The following is a 17,270-nucleotide window of genomic DNA, read 5'->3' on the forward strand; positions in this document are numbered from 1 at the left end:
GTCATTTTCAAATAAAAGTCGTTCTTGCAATGAAATTTCTGATCCGCTTTGTCGTTCTTTTTCTATAACTCTGTAAAGAACACAAAGGAAATGCTCATGAAACGACTCTTTACTTGGGGAGCGCCACTTTTCGCCTTGCTGGCACTCACCCTTTCTCTGTTTAGCCAAGCTGACACCAAACCAAGTACCATCGCCTCAGCTTCAGCCAATTACCAGCAAGCGACATTGGCTGGTGGCTGCTTCTGGTGTACAGAATCGGATATGGAGAAACTTTCCGGTGTCGTGGATGTGATTTCAGGTTATGCCGGTGGAGATGTCGATAACCCGACTTATAAGCAAGTCTCATCGGGTAAAACAGGACACATCGAAGTCATTCAAGTGACATTTGACCCGAAGATCGTCACTTATGAACAAGTGCTGGATAACTTCTTCCGACACATCGATCCAACCGATGATCAAGGCTCGTTTGTGGATAGAGGTGAACAATATCGCCCGGCGATTTTCTATCATAACGCCGAGCAACTTGAAGTCGCTAAACGTTTTATGATGGAGATTGATCAGCTCGGCATATTCAAAAAGCCACTCAAAACCGAGTTGATTGAGTTTAAAAAGTTCTGGCCAGCAGAAGACTATCATCAGGACTACTACAAAAAGAGCAAAGTTCGCTATAGCTACTATCGCCACGCATCAGGACGCGATCAGTATTTAGATGAGATTTTCGGCGCTGACCGTAACACGCATCCGAAAACCCTTCGCCAGTGGATTGATGAGAAAAATGGGCAAGCGAATGTCAAAGCTTATGTCCGCCCATCAGATGAGCAGATCCGCGCCAAACTGACTAGCTTGCAATACAAGGTGACTCAACGCGACGGCACAGAGCGTCCGTTTGATAACGAGTATTGGGATAACAAAGAAGAAGGGATTTATGTCGATATCGTCTCGGGTGAACCGCTGTTCTCTTCCACCGACAAGTACGATTCCAAAACTGGTTGGCCGAGTTTCACTCAACCGCTCAACTCGAGTTACATTGTCACTAAAGATGACAATAGCCTGTTCTACACGCGTACCGAAGTGCGTAGCCGCTTTGCCGATTCACATCTCGGCCATGTGTTTAACGATGGCCCTGCTCCAACCGGTTTGCGCTATTGCATGAACTCCGCCGCGATGCGTTTCATCCCCAAGCAAGAGATGGCAGCGCAAGGCTACGGTGAATATTTAGCTCTATTCAAATAATTAGCTATACCAATCCCCGAAAAGCAATCAGCCCTCAATTTGAGGGCTGATTCATATTCACTTTTAAGAGAATGAATTAACGCAAACCGTGTAGGAATTCCGCACGCGTCGCAGGGTTAGATTTAAAAATCCCCCCCAAAGCGGTTGTTGTGGTGACGCTGGTCGCGTCCATCACGCCGCGAGATTTCACGCAATAGTGAGTCGCATCGATGGTGACTGCCACATCATCCGACTCAAGCAACGTTTGCAGCGCAACTAAGATCTGCTGCGTCATACGCTCTTGCACCTGCGGACGCTGGGCAAAAAAGCGCACAATACGGTTAATTTTCGATAAGCCGATGATTTTGCCGCGCGGAATATATGCCACCGCTGCCGTGCCATCGATGGTGACTAAGTGGTGTTCACAAGTACTGGTCAGTGTGATGTCTTTCACTTTAACCATCTCGCTCACTTTCATCTTGTTTTCGATAACGGTGATCTTGGGGAAGTTGGCATAATCCAACCCTGAGAAAATCTCATCCACATACATCTTAGCGATGCGTTGTGGGGTTTCTTCCAAACTGTCATCCGTTAAGTCCAGTCCGAGCAGGTTGAGGATCTCACGCATATGCTGTTCGATTTTTTCCTTTTTCTCTGCTGGTGTCGCCAAGTTGGGCTGCATTGGTGTTTCCAACCCTCGGCGCTCTAGCGCATCTTTCACCAACTTCGCGGATTCGCTAAGACCTGACATTCCTCTACCTCTTAAATACCCCTTTCGGATGGCTGACAAGAATACTCGGATTTAGCGACAATTACACCCCAAAATTCACGTGGATTCTGCATCACAGAAGGATTCTGTGCTACAGTTTGCCGCAAAAGAACAACAACATAGGACATTCCCGATGGGCTGTTGCGATGCTCCCGGCTTAATGCCGATTGAAGATGCACTTGAGAAAATGCTGTCACGCATTCAACCCGTGCAAACCACTTTACGTTTGCCTCTGCCTGAGGCGCTCGGCTATGTGCTCGCCGAGGCGATCTTATCGCCCATTCATGTGCCACCGTTTGATAACTCAGCGATGGATGGTTATGCCGTCCGTCGCGCTGAACTTGCGCAGCAAAAAACCGCTGCCCGTTGCAGGAAAATCGTTTGCTGGTCAACCCTTTACAGAAGAATGGCCACCAATGACCTGCGTGCGCATTATGACGGGTGCACAAATCCCTGCCGGTTGTGATGCGGTGATCATGCAAGAGCAAGCGAGCATCACCGAAGAGGGTGTGGTGTTCTGCCAGCATGAGGTCAAACTCAATGGCAATATCCGCCCAACCGGTGATGACATTCGCCAAAACGATGTGGTGCTGGAACGCGGTGCACGCTTAACCGCACGTGATATCCCGATGATTGCGACTCTCGGCATTAGCCATGTCACCGTCTATCGCAAACCGAAAGTCGCGTTTTTCTCCACCGGAGATGAGCTCAAACCACTCGGTGAACCGCTGCAAGCCGGACAAATTTACGACAGCAATCGCTACGGCATTAAACCCTTGATTGAAAACTTCGGCTGCGAAGCGATTGATCTCGGCATCGTGCCAGATTGCCCTACCACTCTGAAAGCCACGTTTGAGCAAGCACAAAGCTTGGCAGATGTGGTGGTCACCTCCGGTGGCGTCAGCGTGGGTGAAGCCGATTACACCAAAGATATTTTGGAAGAGCTGGGTGAAATCGGTTTTTGGAAACTGGCGATCAAACCGGGTAAACCTTTTGCATTTGGTGCATTGCAGGATGCTTGGTTCTGCGGCCTGCCGGGCAACCCGGTTTCCGCGGTGCTGACCATGTACGTGCTGGTGCAACCTATGCTTGCCAAATTGGCGGGACACAGCGCTTGGCAAGCCCCGGAATCGATCCCGGCGATCACGCGTAGCCCCTTTAAAAAAGCACCGGGACGGACGGATTTCCAACGCGGCATTTACCGCATTGAAAATGGTCAATTCGTGGTGGAAAGCACCGGTAACCAAAGCTCTGGCGCATTCCGCTCAATGAGCTTGGCTAACTGCTTTGTGGTGCTTGAGCGTGAACGTGGCCGTGTGAAAGTCGGCGAAACGGTTCAAATCCAACTGTTTAACCCAACCCTGTACTAGGAGTGATGGTGGATATTCTCAGCGATGCAGAAATGCTGCGTTACAACCGACAGATCATTCTCAAAGCGTTTGATTTTGAAGGACAAGAGAAACTAAAGCAGAGCTCGGTGCTGATCCTCGGTGCGGGTGGTTTGGGCTGCGCGAGTAGCCAATACCTAGCGACGGCGGGGGTCGGTCACATCACATTGATTGATGATGATGTGGTGGAGCTCTCTAACCTCCAACGTCAAGTGCTACACCATGATGCGGATATTGGCCGTGCAAAAGTGGATTCAGCGGCCGATTCGCTGCATCTACTCAATCCTCATCTTCAGGTTGAGACGATCCAAGCGCGTTTGAGTGATGACGAATTGGATGCGCTGATCGCACGCCACGATCTGGTACTGGACGCTTGCGATAATGTGGGCACACGTAACCAGCTCAATCGCCTCTGCTTTAAACACAAAACACCGCTGGTTTCCGGAGCGGCGATTCGCATGGAAGGCCAAGTGAGCGTGTTTACGTATCAAGATCCCGCGCAGCCTTGCTATCAATGCTTAAGCGCCCTATTCGGCTCATCGGCACTCAGTTGTGTTGAAGCGGGCATAATGGCTCCAGTGGTAGGCATTATTGGTGCTGTTCAGGCGATGGAAGCCATTAAGGTGTTGACCGGTTTGGGGACACCTAAGCAAGGTAAGATATTGATTCTTGACGCGATGAACATGTCATGGCGTGAAATGAACCTGATGAAACTTCCTCAGTGTCCGGTTTGCCATACATCTGAATGACTGAAATAACGGTTTGAGAACAGATAGAGTGTGGCAGTGCTCCAATTTTGGGGTGTTGCCATTCCTCTGCCGCCAAATCTGTGGCTGGCTCGCTAGTTCAACATCATAAAGGCCGCTACAGTTATCTCAGTTGATGTATTAAGGAGAGTCGCTATGTCCAATCTCAACGTTTTGGAAATTAAATCTTTCGTTCCTGCTCAGGACTTCACCGCCTCCAAACAGTTTTACTTATCCCTCGGTTTTGAAGTGGTTTCAGAATTTGGTGATGTGGCTTATTTGCGTTTAGGCAAATGCGCATTTTTGCTGAAAAACACCCATCAGCGCCCCCATCAAGGGAATACTATGATGCATCTGTTAGTGGAAGATGCACAAAGTTGGTTCGATCAGGTCAAAACGTTGCAATTGGAAGAGCGTTTTGAAAGCAAAGTGACTGACCTCGTCACTCAGCCTTGGGGCATGTTGGAGTTTTGTTTAGTTGACCCGAGTGATGTTCTGTGGCGTATTGGTCAACGTATTGGGTAATCACAAAAATAAGGAATAACAATGACCTCCCCACTCGTCACGGCGCAATGGCTGCAACAACATCTGCACGACCCCAATTTGGTGATCCTCGATAGCAGTATCGAGTTTCAAATTCCGACCGAATCTGAAAAAGATTGGGTCAACAAGATCCCTAATGCGCAGCGCTTTGATTACGACAAAGTTTTTTGTGACCCAGATTCGCTCTTGCCGCATATGATGCCTTCTGAGGAGCGCTTTAACACTCTCGCTCGCGAACTGGGTCTCAACCAAGATTCCTTTATTGTGGTGTACGACAACAGCGGCACGTTTGCCTCTCCCCGAGCATGGTGGATGTTCAAAGCCATGGGACACCACAAGGTGTATACCCTCAATGGTGGTTTAACCGAATGGAAAGCTCAGGGTTACAACGTCACTCAAAACTATCGTGAACCTAGCGCAAAAGGCAACTTTGCCGGCAAACTCAACCCACAAGCCTTTGTTGATGCGAGTTATGTTCACAAACAGATCGCTAATCCGCACAGCCAAACCATTGATGCTCGTGGATTAGCGCGCTTTTTCGGTGAAGTGCCAGAACCTCGCCCCGGCGTGCGCAGTGGGCATATTCCCGGTTCATCCTGCTTGCCTTTTGCAGAGCTCATCGACGGTCACAAGCTGAAAGAGGAAGCCGAATTACGCCCGCTGCTGACTCATATGCTGCCCGAGACAGCCCAAGAATATCTGTTTAGCTGCGGCTCAGGCGTCACTGCATGTATTGTGCTGCTCGCGGCGTATGTGTGCGGCTATCAAAACCTCTCTGTTTACGATGGTTCGTGGACGGAATGGGGACAACGGCAAGATCTGCCGATTGAGTAATGTCTAAACCTTCAAACATTAGAAAGAGTAAAGGCCACTTCAGTGGCCTTTATTTTGTGCCCAGCAAGATTATTTGATCGATTCAAACATGGTTTGAGTTAGCTTACCGGAAGGATCGCCAGAGAGTTCCCACGTGAAAATACCACCGAGTTTTTGCTCTTTCGCCCATTTGGCTTTCGCCGCTACCGAGCGTTCATCTTCAAAACTGATGAAGACTTTCTTCTCTGGGTTCCACAGATACGGTGCGTGTGAGGCTTCGTCATAATGATATTGATAGCCTTGTTGCGCAGTGTAGTTCTTCATTAAATCCCAATACATGAAGTAACCATTTTCTGTGGTACCAAACTGTGCTCCCTGCTCGGAGCTTAGCTCCGCAGTGGGCAAACCACCGTCATAATCTTTGGTACCTTGCCAGCCACGACCGTAATAAGCTGCACCAATCACCAATTTTTCACGTGGAATGCCGAGCTCGATCATCTGATTGATAAAAACATCCGAGCCCATTCCCCACCAACTACGTTCGGTGGCGTGCAAATTGGTAACGTGTCCCGTTTGTTGACCCCATCCGCCAAGGTAATCGTAGGTCATAGCAAACATATTGGTTAAATACGGTGCAGCGGCTGGCCAGTCAATTTGCGCCGCTTTTGAGCCAACACCGACCGCAGTGGAAAGCTCATATTCACGCTGTTTAGTTTTGCCTAACGCATCCAATTCCGCACGCAGAGTTTTCACTAAGTGGGTGAATGCGGCTTTTTCTGTGGCCATTTGCTCGTCGCTAAGCTTGGTTTCAGGGTTCCAAGGTGAGGTGGTTAAACCACCGCCACCGGGATATTCCCAATCGAGATCCACACCATCAAAGAAATCGTACTGCGTGATTAGCTGTGCCGCTGTCTTTGCAAACTGCTCGACCGATTTAGGATCTTTCGCCATTGCGTGGAATGGCTCTGACATGGTCCAGCCACCAAAGGAAGGCAAAATTTTCAACTGTGGATGATCGGCTTTCAACTGTGCTAACTGAGCAAAGTGGCCTTTATAAGGCACCTTCACTTTGACTGCGCCAAAGTCTTTCTCCAACGCCGCTTCCGTATCCACCACAATGGCGGTGAAATCAGGTTTGCCTTTACACTGCTCGGCCACCAGTTTTTGTACGGTTTCATTTGCACCGGTGTGTGGGCCACACATACTCAAAAACGCGTAGATCACATGAGTCAGGTTCTCGGCAGGAATATCTTTTACAACGTAGGGATTGGCAGTGTTGGCATATTGCCAATCGGCAAAATACCCCGCGACCACCGGTTGGTTGGCGAGCACCGCATGGCTGCATAATGCAGTAAATAATGCGGTAGCAATGACTGTTTTTTTCATATTTAGAGCCTCCGTTTCACTGCCTCCAATACAGCAAATTTACGTAGGCTTGACTAAAAAACATGCGACTCTTGCGAGCCAGTGTTAAAAACTGGCTCACTTTTTCATCGATTTCATTCAACCTTATGAACTTAATGCCGTTTGCATCTGCTCATCTAAGTTGAGTACCGTCAAAGCGTTACTTACACTCGTCGCGATCACATCAATCGCACCGGTGCGCAGTGCGCCTAAAAGAGCAAGCGGTTTACTGTTTTCTGCGGCAATTGCGATCACTTCGGCAATTGGGCGGAACTCATCAATCCCCAAGCCAATCACGCGATCATTCATCACGGTATTGGCGATGCGCCCATGCACATCAAAAAAATCATGCCCGGCAAAATCCCCGACCACACCTTGATTCAAGCGTGATTGCACCACTTCTTCCGGCGTAAACCAGCCAAGGTCAACCATGTAGCTGTTTTCACTCATATCCCCAATACCGACCAGTGCGATATCCGCTTTACGGGCGAGATCGAGCGTTTGCTTCACCGTGCTGTTTTGCATGAATACCCGTTTCTGCTCCGGGTTTTCTGCGTAGGCCGGCGCGTACAAGGTTTCCGAACTTCCGCCGTATTTTTTAGCAAGCTGGCGACAAATGTGGTCGGCGTTAAACATACCGCCGCGCGGGTGAATGCCGCCGATGCTACACACAAATTTGCAATCTCGCGGCGTGATCACCCCGACATGATGCGCTACGGCCGACACATTACGCCCTTGTCCAACCGTCATTACCATGCCGTTTTTGAGCGTACTGGTGAGATAGTTGGACACCAACCCCGCGACTTGCTGGCGCTGCGCTTCATCATTGGGCTGATCGAGCGCAATCAGGGCGCGGCGTACACCAAAACGTTCGATCAAACGTTGCTCGATTTTGGCACTAAACACCGGATGGTATTTCACAGTGATTTCAACAATCCCCTCATCACGGGCTTGTTTGAGCAATCGCCCTACTTTGGCGCGTGAAATGGCGTATTTTTTGGAAATCTCTTCCTGCGTTGCGCCATCTTGATAATAAGAGACGGCGATTTCAGTCAGCAGGTCGGTACTTTCAACCGAAATCTCTGGAATTTGGCTCATGATGCTATCCTTTCTGTGGCAGCGGCTTTTTATCCGTCCCACGAAACATGGTTTATAAACCAGCGTTGCGTTCTAAACACAGTTCGCGTTCAAAACAAGAATGCGCGCTATGTTACTCATCTTTCAGGAGTGAGCAAATGATCTTGGTCATAACATTTTCTCACTCAAGATAAGAAACTAAGATCGAGGTACTTCCGTTCACCTCAAATTTGAGCAAACGATTTAATGACAACAAGGGCTGCGAAGGCGAAAAAAAAACTCCGCTCAACGCGTCATAAACCGGGTTGTTGAATTGACTTTCCCGACAGATAGGATAAATATGGCTCCATCATTTACTCAGCGAACGAGCAAATGTTCAGAGCAAAAGTTCGGGCGCTGAAAATTTTGCATTTACTGACTCGCACTCTCTAAATCTACCCAAACGACTTGGAGTTGCAGGTAGGCGGCAAGTGAGTTCATCCCCATGAGCATAGATGCACTATGTGATTGGGGTGAACGAACGTAGCCAACACCGCTGCAGCTTCAAGTAGGAAGGGGAATAAAGTTATTGAGTCATTCAACTGCTTGCCCTATCTGACCCTCATCGGCAGATAAGCCCAACGAAATAGGACGATCGAAATGAGCAATAAATTAGCGCAACTTCGTAAACTGACCACAGTCGTGGCCGACACTGGTGAAATTGATGCGATCAAAAAATACCAGCCAGAAGACGCGACCACTAACCCTTCTCTGATTCTAAAAGCTGCGCAGATTGCTGAATACGCGCCTCTGATTGATCAAGCTATCGCCTACGCAAAAACTCAAAGCAACGACAAAGCACAACAAGTACAAGACACTTGTGACATGCTGGCGGTCAACATCGGTAAAGAAATCCTAAAAACCATTCCGGGTCGTATTTCGACTGAAGTTGACGCGCGTCTTTCTTACGACACCGAGCGCAGCGTAGCGAAAGCACGTCAGCTAGTAAAAATGTACAACGATGCGGGCATCAGCAACGATCGTATCCTGATCAAACTGGCTTCTACTTGGGAAGGTATCCGCGCGGCGGAAATTCTTGAAAAAGAAGGCATCAACTGTAACCTGACTCTGCTGTTCTCTTTCGCACAAGCGCGTGCGTGTGCTGAAGCAGGCGTGTTCCTGATCTCTCCATTCGTTGGCCGTATCATGGACTGGTACAAAGCTAAAGAAGGCCGTGATTTCGCAGCAAGCGAAGATCCAGGCGTACTGTCAGTCACCAAGATCTACAACTACTACAAAGAGCACGGCTACAAAACTGTCGTGATGGGTGCAAGCTTCCGTAACATCGGCGAGATCCTAGAACTGGCTGGCTGTGACCGCCTGACTATCGCACCTTCGCTACTGGCTGAGCTTGAAGCGGCTGAAGGCGAATTGGTTGCAAAACTGGTTGACTCAAAAGGCTCTAAAGCTCGCCCTGCTCCAATGACGCACAGCGAATTCCTGTGGGAACACAACCTAGACGCTATGGCCGTTGAGAAGCTGGCTGAAGGCATCCGTAACTTCGCGGTTGACCAAGGCAAACTGGAAGCAATGATCGCGGCTAAGCTGTAATCCTGATTTTGAAGCGAGCTCCGGCTCGCTTCTTTCTGCTTTTTATTTTTGTTGAACTCACCCTGTTCAACGCAATTTCTTGAAATGAGTAAAACTATGAACCGCAAACAACTTGCCAATGCTATCCGCGCCCTGAGCATGGACGGTGTTCAAAAAGCTAACTCTGGCCACCCGGGAGCCCCAATGGGCATGGCGGATATCGCCGAAGTGCTGTGGCGTTCACACTTAAACCACAACCCACAAAACCCAAACTGGGCTGACCGCGACCGCTTTGTGCTGTCTAACGGCCACGGCTCTATGCTGATTTACTCGCTGCTGCACCTGAGCGGTTATGAGCTGTCGATTGACGATTTGAAAAACTTCCGTCAACTGCATTCCAAAACACCGGGTCACCCAGAGTACGGTTACGCACCGGGCATCGAAACCACCACTGGCCCACTAGGCCAAGGCATCACCAATGCCGTAGGTATGGCGATTGCTGAAAAAGCTCTGGCGGCGCAGTTCAACAAACCGGGTCACGACATCGTTGACCACTTCACTTATGTGTTCATGGGTGACGGCTGTTTGATGGAAGGCATTTCGCACGAAGCGTGTTCACTGGCGGGCACACTTGGCCTTGGCAAACTGATTGCGTTCTGGGATGACAACGGTATTTCTATCGACGGTCACGTGGAAGGCTGGTTCTCAGACGACACACCAAAACGTTTTGAAGCGTACGGCTGGCATGTGATCCCAGCGGTTGATGGTCACGATGCAGATGCGATTAACGCTGCGATTGAAGCCGCGAAAGCAGAAACCTCTCGCCCAACGCTGATTTGTACCAAAACCATCATCGGTTTCGGCTCACCAAACAAAGCGGGCTCACACGATTGTCACGGCGCGCCTCTGGGCAACGATGAAATCAAAGCTGCACGTGAATTCTTGGGTTGGGAATACGCTCCGTTTGAAATCCCTGCGGACATCTACGCAGCGTGGGATGCAAAACAAGCAGGCGCAAACAAAGAAGCCGCTTGGGATGAAAAATTCGCGGCTTACGCGAAAGCTTACCCAGCCGAAGCTGCAGAATACAAACGCCGCGTAGCGGGCGAGCTGCCAGCGAATTGGGAAGCAGCAACCAGCGAAATTATCGCCAATCTGCAAGCCAATCCTGCCAACATCGCATCGCGTAAAGCATCACAAAATGCGCTGGAAGCGTTCGGCAAACTGCTGCCAGAATTTATGGGCGGCTCAGCTGACCTAGCGCCTTCTAACCTCACCATGTGGTCTGGCTCTAAGTCACTGACGGCAGAAGACTTCTCAGGTAACTACCTCCACTACGGTGTGCGTGAGTTTGGTATGACGGCCATCATCAATGGTATCGCGCTGCACGGTGGCTTTGTGCCTTACGGTGCAACCTTCCTGATGTTCATGGAATACGCGCGTAATGCGATGCGTATGGCGGCACTGATGAAAGTGCAAAACATCCAAGTGTACACGCATGACTCGATTGGTCTGGGTGAAGATGGTCCAACCCACCAACCGGTTGAGCAAATCGCTTCTCTGCGTATGACGCCAAACATGAGCACATGGCGTCCATGTGACCAAGTGGAATCGGCAGTGGCTTGGAAACTGGCGATTGAGCGTAAAGACGCGCCATCTGCGCTGATTTTCTCGCGTCAAAACCTCGCGCAGCAACCACGCAGTGCTGAGCAAGTCGCGAACATCGCCAAAGGCGGTTACATCCTGAAAGATTGCGCAGGCCAACCTGAGCTTATCCTGATTGCGACTGGCTCTGAAGTGGAACTCGCAGTTGCCGCTTACGAGCAACTGAGCGCTGAAGGCAAAGCGGTGCGTGTGGTCTCTATGCCATCAACCGACGCGTTTGATAAGCAAGATGCCGCTTACCGTGAAGCTGTACTGCCAGCGGCAGTCACCAAGCGTATCGCGCTTGAAGCGGGAATTGCTGACTTCTGGTACAAGTACGTCGGCTTTGGTGGTCGCATCATCGGCATGACCAGCTTCGGCGAATCCGCACCAGCGGGTGAGCTGTTCAAGCTGTTTGGTTTCACGACTGAAAACGTAGTGAAACAAGCCAAAGAACTGCTGGCGTAATTGAAAGCCATTCTTTGTGAAGCAAAGAAAAATAGACGATAAAAAATCCCGCTGCGGCGGGATTTTTGTTTTCACTAAAGCAAGCCGGACAATCAACTGGCTTTTCTCTCGTGTTAGAGCGACAATCGCGCCATTCGTGAGCCAAGCTCAAATCAAAGCAACACAGAAGTAGAACCACCGCAATGACCACCTCTTCCACCGTAATTATTGGATTGCACAACCCGAAAAGCCCAACCAACGTCGGCGCAGTAATGCGTGCTGCTGGCTGCTACAACGCCACTCAAGTGCGTTACAACGGTACACGTTATGCTCGCGCCGTGAAATTTCAGACCGATACTCAAAGTAGCCATGAACGTATTGGATTAGTAGAGATGGACGATCTCACCGCGGGATTGGATAGCAAAGTCAAAATCGTCTGTGTCGAGCTGGCGGTAGGTGCAACTGCGCTGCCTCACTTTACCCATCCAGAACAAGCGATTTATCTGTTTGGCCCCGAAGATGGTTCGCTGCCGCAAGAAGTGGTCGATCAAGCGCATCATGTGGTTTACGTACCCACCCACGGCTGTATGAACCTCGCCGCCACCGTCAATGTAGTGCTGTATGACCGTTTAGCCAAAAGCCTCGGTGAGATTGACGATCAAGCACAAGTAATCGCCAATCGAGATAATAAAAATCGGTTGAAGGTGAAAAGCTAAACCGCATTCACTCTTTACGTTAGAAATAGCGAAAATACTTCGTGCCCCTCCCCCTTTTTGGGGGAGGATGGGAGGGGTATTCCACGCCAGCCTTACTCAACTGTGTGCGATTTTTAGGTCAGCGATAACTAAAATACCCCACCCTAACCCTCCCCTAGAAGGGGAGGGAACTGGATTTGTGGTCATTTGGATTTTGTGGCTGAACGTGAATGGATAACGCGTTTATGGACAAAGATGAGCTAGATTATTTGCTCTATCTCACCAGATAGAGATTACTAAAAGTAAGTCGAGCAACCATAATTTCTGTTACGCACACACTTCACTACCTGTTTATAGTATCACTCTTTATCTATGCTCTTTATTTCAGTTTTAATACAAGGTAGCTCTTCCACTAAATCCACTTTCATCCAATAATTTATCGACAATTCACCGACATTTTCATTTTGAGATGGCACATAATTTACTTCTACAAATTGATTATCCATAACCTTGCCAAATACGATTGATTCGAATAAATCTCTAGTTGTCAGTAAACTAAAGTTTACGTCCGAAAAATGAAGACTATATACAATGATATCACCCAGATTACAGATATAGTTATTCCCGAAGCCATCAATAAAGGAGATATCAAACTTATTAGCTATTTCTGGTTTGTATCTTGCTTCTCGAAGTAATTGATTCAACTCTGAGCTTCCTGAAAACAACACTGGATTTGTAATATCTTTGGTTAAGTTAGAAATGTCGAAAATGTTGTTTTCTGCATTGGTATAGACTTTTGAATCAGAAGTTTTGTACTGCAATAGCTTTCTTAGAATATTTACTTCAACATTATTTCTGGTTGATTCTTTAAGCCAACTTTCCTCGTTGACAGCTCTATTGGCTTCAATGTTTTTAGCAATATTTTCTTTAGGATATCCCTGTATATTTAATTTATACAAGGTTTCCTCCACAGGATTGCCGTTAAAACCAACCGATTTAAATAAATTTATAGGAAACTCGAAGTTCGCGTCTTCGCCCATAAAAGCCTTGGAACAAGCTATGCCAAATTTAGTTAGCAGATCTTCGTCAATATCTGCCTCTGCAACTAACTGATTCTGTCGTTGGTTTAGTTGGTCAATAACTTGTTGAATTGAAGTTTTAAAGTTATCTAGGTTACTATCAAATTGTTCTTTAGAGATGAGGAATGGGTCTTTGATTTCGTCAACCAATCTAAGCCACTCTTGTAAGTCACGAACAAGGGATTGTTGGTCTTGATAGCGAAATGCATCCGAAAAAATAATATCGAACCATTTACGTCCCAGTTGCCATTGGCTATTTGAAAAGGAAACGGCTATCTCAACATAAGCAATATTCATACTTTGAGCGTCGTTGCGTCCCCAACCTGAATAGATACGACCCGATACTCTTCTCTTTTCATTAACTCGCCCAAAGGACTCAAGTACTTTTGAAATCCATGAGCCGTAGCTACCGCTTCCATAATTGGGATAATCCCTATGCCTAATATACGTTCCAACTACGTCACTAGCGTTGGATATAGACTTAGTTCTTCGACCAATTGCACCTGTTGGGTGAATTGCAGCGTTAGAAAGTAACGCTTTAATGTATTGTCTTATTCTTTCATTATCATTTAAGTTCGGTTTTAGCAACATGTAACAAGCAGTAATAACTCTAAGGTCAAACGCTGCATTCTCAAATGCAATATTAAAAGCTGATTTAAGGTTAAACTGATGACCATTTAAGATCACAATCCAATTTTTGTCATCTAAGCTTTTAAGCAACATATCATGAGTCACTAATTCAGAGTGCCATCTATATTCTTCTAGTCCATGACCATAATCTCTAACTGAAAGCTTTTCACACCAATTGTTCAGCATGTCAACACCCCATCCAGCAGCCTCGTCATTGTTATACCTCAAAGCTGTTATCGCGGTATGCGCTGTAAACTCTAAATGGGTAAGGAACAATGGTAGTGACTCAGTTAGGCTATCAAGCCGTTTACGTCTCGGTTCAATATAATCCAGCCAAGACTCCCACGACCCAACAAAATCAAAAAGTACGTCTTCATATTTATTTGCTACGCGCATATCTGACGAGGAAGAACTATATGAACGCCATTCCATCAATAATGACCAAGTAAAGTAACTACCTTGGATCAATAAAAAGCCTTCACGCTTAACCAGTTTTTCCCGCCGTGAAAACAGTCGTTTATGCAAATAAATGACTTCGTCAAAGAATTCAATATTTTCAGGAATTAGTTCGACAGAAGATTTAGCAATTTGATAATATTCTGTCAAAATTTCATCGAGATAGCTCCTACTGAAAAAATTGGTAGTTGGCAACAAAAGCCAATTATCGTCTTCTTTATTATCGTTAATAAAGCTTAAGGCAGAAGCAATCTCTATATGCCATTTCACGATGTTGTCTAAAGCGTATTTAAATTCTCCTATGTTCTTTTCTCGAATCGAATCATTAGCTGAGCCAACTAAGCCTATCATCATGGAAGTTAGGCTTCTTTCATCATTATCTTTGTTTTTCTTGATTGTAAAGCTTAATTTAATCAACATCTTAGATAGCCAACTCAGATCGAAGCCAGAATACCTAACAATTACTAGACCTGTTTCATTTTCATTAGTCCAAATAGGTTGTAGTACAAATTCTGGTTCAGCATTTAAATCTAAATGGAGCCAGCTAAAACCTTTTTTCGAAACTAGCCTCTTCACCAAACTCTGGCGATTAAGCCAGCGAAGCACTTTGAGCTTCTTAACTTGGTAATGAATTATCGCATTGATGATTGAAAAGTAGACGTTAGTTACTCGAATTGGATCTGGTGACGGAACCATAATTTCATTGTATTTATCATCAGAGAACTTATAGGTGCTTACTTTGAGTACGCCCTCATCTGGGTTAGCCAGAACATTATTTCTTACTGAGTTTTGTAGTAATAATTCATGAATCCTGTGCCTAATATCAGTCTCACATAGTTCATGAATAGTGAATCGAACAACTATCCTGTCACGTTTCGTTTCATCTAACATCAAGAATGTAGCTGTAAAAAACCAACTCGTTAATAAAACATTAAATGTCAACCATAACGCGGTAGTTATGCAAATCGCTAGATAAGTTGACTGATCCATACTAGCGCTGAGGAAGTAGCCCACAATTATAAAGATGGACAAAAACAATCCACTTAAACCAGCAAACATGAAGCCAGAGTACAGCTGATAAATAGGAAACAATGTCTTCTTAGCTGACTTATTCTGAAAAAGTACACCAATCAAACCAATAACAAGTGGATATACAACACCGACAATGGTTAACTGACCAGCAAGAAAACCACCTTGCCAGTCGATTAGTCTTCTCCAGTTAGGAAAATACTCGATAGCAAATGGAGTTAATTCTTCTTTCCAAAGCAATAAATTGGCTACAAGTAAACTAGCTAAGACGAAGGTGAGAAAGGTGTAATAACTATGCCTTTGAGACCAACGTAATATGTTGTGCTCTAAAAGGTTCCATTTACTTGAGAGGAACGCCTTATTTTGGTAGAGCGTTTCATCAATGTTTTTATCTACATGATGCTGAAGTGAATTTAACAGCTTCTCAATACTAACAAACACTTAGATGCCCCCCCAGGAGCTAGCTCGTTCTTTTTTAAGTGCAACTACTTTACTATAAATCGGCTGTTAATCAATGATATGCGTCTCTTTGAATTGATTAGTGTGTAGTGGTTGTACTGGCTGAGCAAATTTGGCCGTATAGCTAGAGCTTTGACATAAGGAAAAATAAGTCAAATACCAAAATGAACGCTGTACAGAAAAACTGACCTAAAACATTTTGGACAACACTAAGCTACCACCATCCACTAGATAGATCTTACTCAAGAATTCCCCCATCACCTCCCCCTCAACTCCTCTAACTGCTTTTTCAGCATGGCGGGCAGTGAGTAGAGCAACAACAGGCGCAGAGCGTGATTAATCATCACAAACGCGGGCTCCATTCCGAGCAGTAGGGCGACGGCGGTCATGGCTTCTACACTGCCGGGAACCCAAGAAAGCAGCAGCACGACCCATGATTTATCGATCAAAATAGAAAAGACGCCGGAGACACCCACCGCGACCAAAAGGCCAATCATGGTGACCATTACCCCTGCGCGGGAATACGCCATGGCTTCGCGCAGTGTGGTATCGGCAATGCGTGAGCCGATCAAAATGCCGAGTAAAGCGGTGGCGAATATCACCATCCATTTCGGCAGTTGCATATCAATGCCAGTGGCAAAGCCATTAAAGCTGGCGGTGGTGAGTAACGCTGCCAACATATAAGGCGCAGGAATGCCGAGTAAGGTGGAAGCTTTACCCAGTAGCAAACTCATCAGCGCCAGAGCCAAGAAAATAAGCCAAGCGTAAACGGTCAGGCTGCCGTCTACGGATGCGCTATCTGGCGCGCTGTTGGAGATCAACAGTGCCAACAAAGTGAGGATCATCAGTCGCACAGAGTGGGAATAGACCACTTTGGCGGAAGGCTTTTCGCTTGATTCGCTGATCACCAAAATCGCGGCCATGGCACCCGGTACGGCACCGAGTAGAGATTCAAACGGCGTCCAACCCTCTTTTTTGGTAAGCCACAAATAGCTACTGATGATTTGCAGCGTTAAACAGCACACCAACCCCACGATCACTGGCAAGGTTAAGGTGGTACCTAGCTCACTCAAACTGATGGTCGCGCCGACACTGATCCCAAGCACGACTTGCACAAACAGCAGCAGCCACGGCGGCGTATAAATAGTTAGCCAACGCTTCTTGTGCAGCACAATAACCAAACCCGAGGCAATAAACATTTCAGAAAGTGGGATGGAGAGTAGCGTCCCTGTCCCCGCAGCCACGGCGGCGATAATCAATATTTGAATAAAGAGTGTGAAAGAAACTCTTTCGAACATGCTGTGTTTCCT

General features: G+C 47.0%; 12 protein-coding genes and 1 pseudogene. 8 read left to right on the forward strand and 5 right to left on the reverse strand.

The window, feature by feature from the left end; genetic code table 11:
* Positions 1-96: 96 nt before the first annotated feature.
* Positions 97-1,233 (forward strand): peptide-methionine (R)-S-oxide reductase MsrB, encoded by a 1,137-nt coding sequence (gene msrB, locus CEQ48_RS00245; protein WP_198301101.1) that lies wholly within the window; start codon positions 97-99, stop codon positions 1,231-1,233.
* Between the two features lie 76 nt (positions 1,234-1,309).
* Here the strand turns inward: msrB and folE are convergent, their stop codons facing one another.
* A complete protein-coding gene (folE, locus tag CEQ48_RS00250; RefSeq protein ID WP_000016195.1) occupies positions 1,310-1,963 on the reverse strand; it encodes a GTP cyclohydrolase I FolE in 654 nt (217 codons plus the stop codon).
* A 151-nt stretch (positions 1,964-2,114) separates the two neighbouring features.
* Between folE and moeA the strand changes: the two are divergent.
* The 4 genes and pseudogenes from moeA (at position 2,115) to CEQ48_RS00270 (ending at position 5,492) form a co-directional block, all read left to right on the forward strand.
* Positions 2,115-3,351: pseudogene (gene moeA, locus CEQ48_RS00255) on the forward strand (molybdopterin molybdotransferase MoeA).
* A gap of 8 nt (positions 3,352-3,359) precedes the next feature.
* Positions 3,360-4,118 carry a molybdopterin-synthase adenylyltransferase MoeB gene (gene moeB / locus CEQ48_RS00260; RefSeq protein ID WP_198301126.1) on the forward strand — a complete coding sequence of 253 codons (759 nt, stop codon included), beginning with the start codon at positions 3,360-3,362 and terminating at the stop codon, positions 4,116-4,118.
* Positions 4,119-4,271: 153 nt separating this feature from the next.
* On the forward strand, positions 4,272-4,640 hold the full coding sequence (locus CEQ48_RS00265) for a VOC family protein (RefSeq protein ID WP_089069841.1): 369 nt from the start codon (positions 4,272-4,274) through the stop codon (positions 4,638-4,640).
* A gap of 21 nt (positions 4,641-4,661) precedes the next feature.
* Entirely contained in the window at positions 4,662-5,492 is an 831-nt protein-coding gene (locus tag CEQ48_RS00270) for a sulfurtransferase (protein WP_089069842.1), read from the forward strand.
* Between the two features lie 69 nt (positions 5,493-5,561).
* On the opposite strand, the gene CEQ48_RS00275 is transcribed toward CEQ48_RS00270, so the two are convergent.
* Entirely contained in the window at positions 5,562-6,857 is a 1,296-nt protein-coding gene (locus CEQ48_RS00275; protein WP_089069843.1) for a glycoside hydrolase family 18 protein, read from the reverse strand.
* Between the two features lie 123 nt (positions 6,858-6,980).
* Positions 6,981-7,973: a sugar-binding transcriptional regulator gene (locus tag CEQ48_RS00280; protein ID WP_055027760.1), complete on the reverse strand. Its 993-nt coding sequence runs from the start codon at positions 7,971-7,973 to the stop codon at positions 6,981-6,983.
* A gap of 618 nt (positions 7,974-8,591) precedes the next feature.
* On the opposite strand from CEQ48_RS00280, the gene tal reads away from it, so the two are divergent.
* The 3 genes from tal (at position 8,592) to CEQ48_RS00300 (ending at position 12,328) form a co-directional block, all read left to right on the forward strand.
* Complete coding sequence (tal, locus tag CEQ48_RS00290; RefSeq protein WP_000066347.1) at positions 8,592-9,542, forward strand: transaldolase; 951 nt, start codon at positions 8,592-8,594, stop codon at positions 9,540-9,542.
* 96 nt (positions 9,543-9,638) lie between these two features.
* Entirely contained in the window at positions 9,639-11,633 is a 1,995-nt protein-coding gene (gene tkt, locus CEQ48_RS00295) for a transketolase (RefSeq protein ID WP_198301102.1), read from the forward strand.
* A gap of 182 nt (positions 11,634-11,815) precedes the next feature.
* Positions 11,816-12,328, forward strand: coding sequence for an RNA methyltransferase (locus tag CEQ48_RS00300; RefSeq protein ID WP_089069845.1), 513 nt, complete (start codon positions 11,816-11,818; stop codon positions 12,326-12,328).
* A 338-nt stretch (positions 12,329-12,666) separates the two neighbouring features.
* On the opposite strand, the gene CEQ48_RS00305 is transcribed toward CEQ48_RS00300, so the two are convergent.
* Both CEQ48_RS00305 and CEQ48_RS00310 read right to left on the reverse strand, forming a co-directional pair.
* Positions 12,667-15,942: a hypothetical protein gene (locus CEQ48_RS00305; protein ID WP_089069846.1), complete on the reverse strand. Its 3,276-nt coding sequence runs from the start codon at positions 15,940-15,942 to the stop codon at positions 12,667-12,669.
* 275 nt (positions 15,943-16,217) lie between these two features.
* Positions 16,218-17,258: an AbrB family transcriptional regulator gene (locus CEQ48_RS00310; RefSeq protein WP_089069847.1), complete on the reverse strand. Its 1,041-nt coding sequence runs from the start codon at positions 17,256-17,258 to the stop codon at positions 16,218-16,220.
* Positions 17,259-17,270 lie beyond the last annotated feature (12 nt).

It is taken from the genome of Vibrio tarriae, from assembly GCF_002216685.1.
Classification (GTDB): Bacteria; Pseudomonadota; Gammaproteobacteria; order Enterobacterales; family Vibrionaceae; genus Vibrio; species Vibrio tarriae.

Excerpts from the sequence above, each read along its gene's own strand:
- tal (WP_000066347.1), top strand. The coding sequence starts at position 8,592 with ATGAGCAATAAATTAGCGCAACTTCGTAAACTGACCACAGTCGTGGCC.
- tkt (WP_198301102.1), top strand. The coding sequence starts at position 9,639 with ATGAACCGCAAACAACTTGCCAATGCTATCCGCGCCCTGAGCATGGAC.
- CEQ48_RS00265 (WP_089069841.1), top strand. The coding sequence starts at position 4,272 with ATGTCCAATCTCAACGTTTTGGAAATTAAATCTTTCGTTCCTGCTCAG.
- CEQ48_RS00280 (WP_055027760.1), bottom strand. The coding sequence starts at position 7,973 with ATGAGCCAAATTCCAGAGATTTCGGTTGAAAGTACCGACCTGCTGACT.
- CEQ48_RS00275 (WP_089069843.1), bottom strand. The coding sequence starts at position 6,857 with ATGAAAAAAACAGTCATTGCTACCGCATTATTTACTGCATTATGCAGC.
- msrB (WP_198301101.1), top strand. The coding sequence starts at position 97 with ATGAAACGACTCTTTACTTGGGGAGCGCCACTTTTCGCCTTGCTGGCA.
- CEQ48_RS00300 (WP_089069845.1), top strand. The coding sequence starts at position 11,816 with ATGACCACCTCTTCCACCGTAATTATTGGATTGCACAACCCGAAAAGC.
- folE (WP_000016195.1), bottom strand. The coding sequence starts at position 1,963 with ATGTCAGGTCTTAGCGAATCCGCGAAGTTGGTGAAAGATGCGCTAGAG.
- CEQ48_RS00270 (WP_089069842.1), top strand. The coding sequence starts at position 4,662 with ATGACCTCCCCACTCGTCACGGCGCAATGGCTGCAACAACATCTGCAC.
- CEQ48_RS00310 (WP_089069847.1), bottom strand. The coding sequence starts at position 17,258 with ATGTTCGAAAGAGTTTCTTTCACACTCTTTATTCAAATATTGATTATC.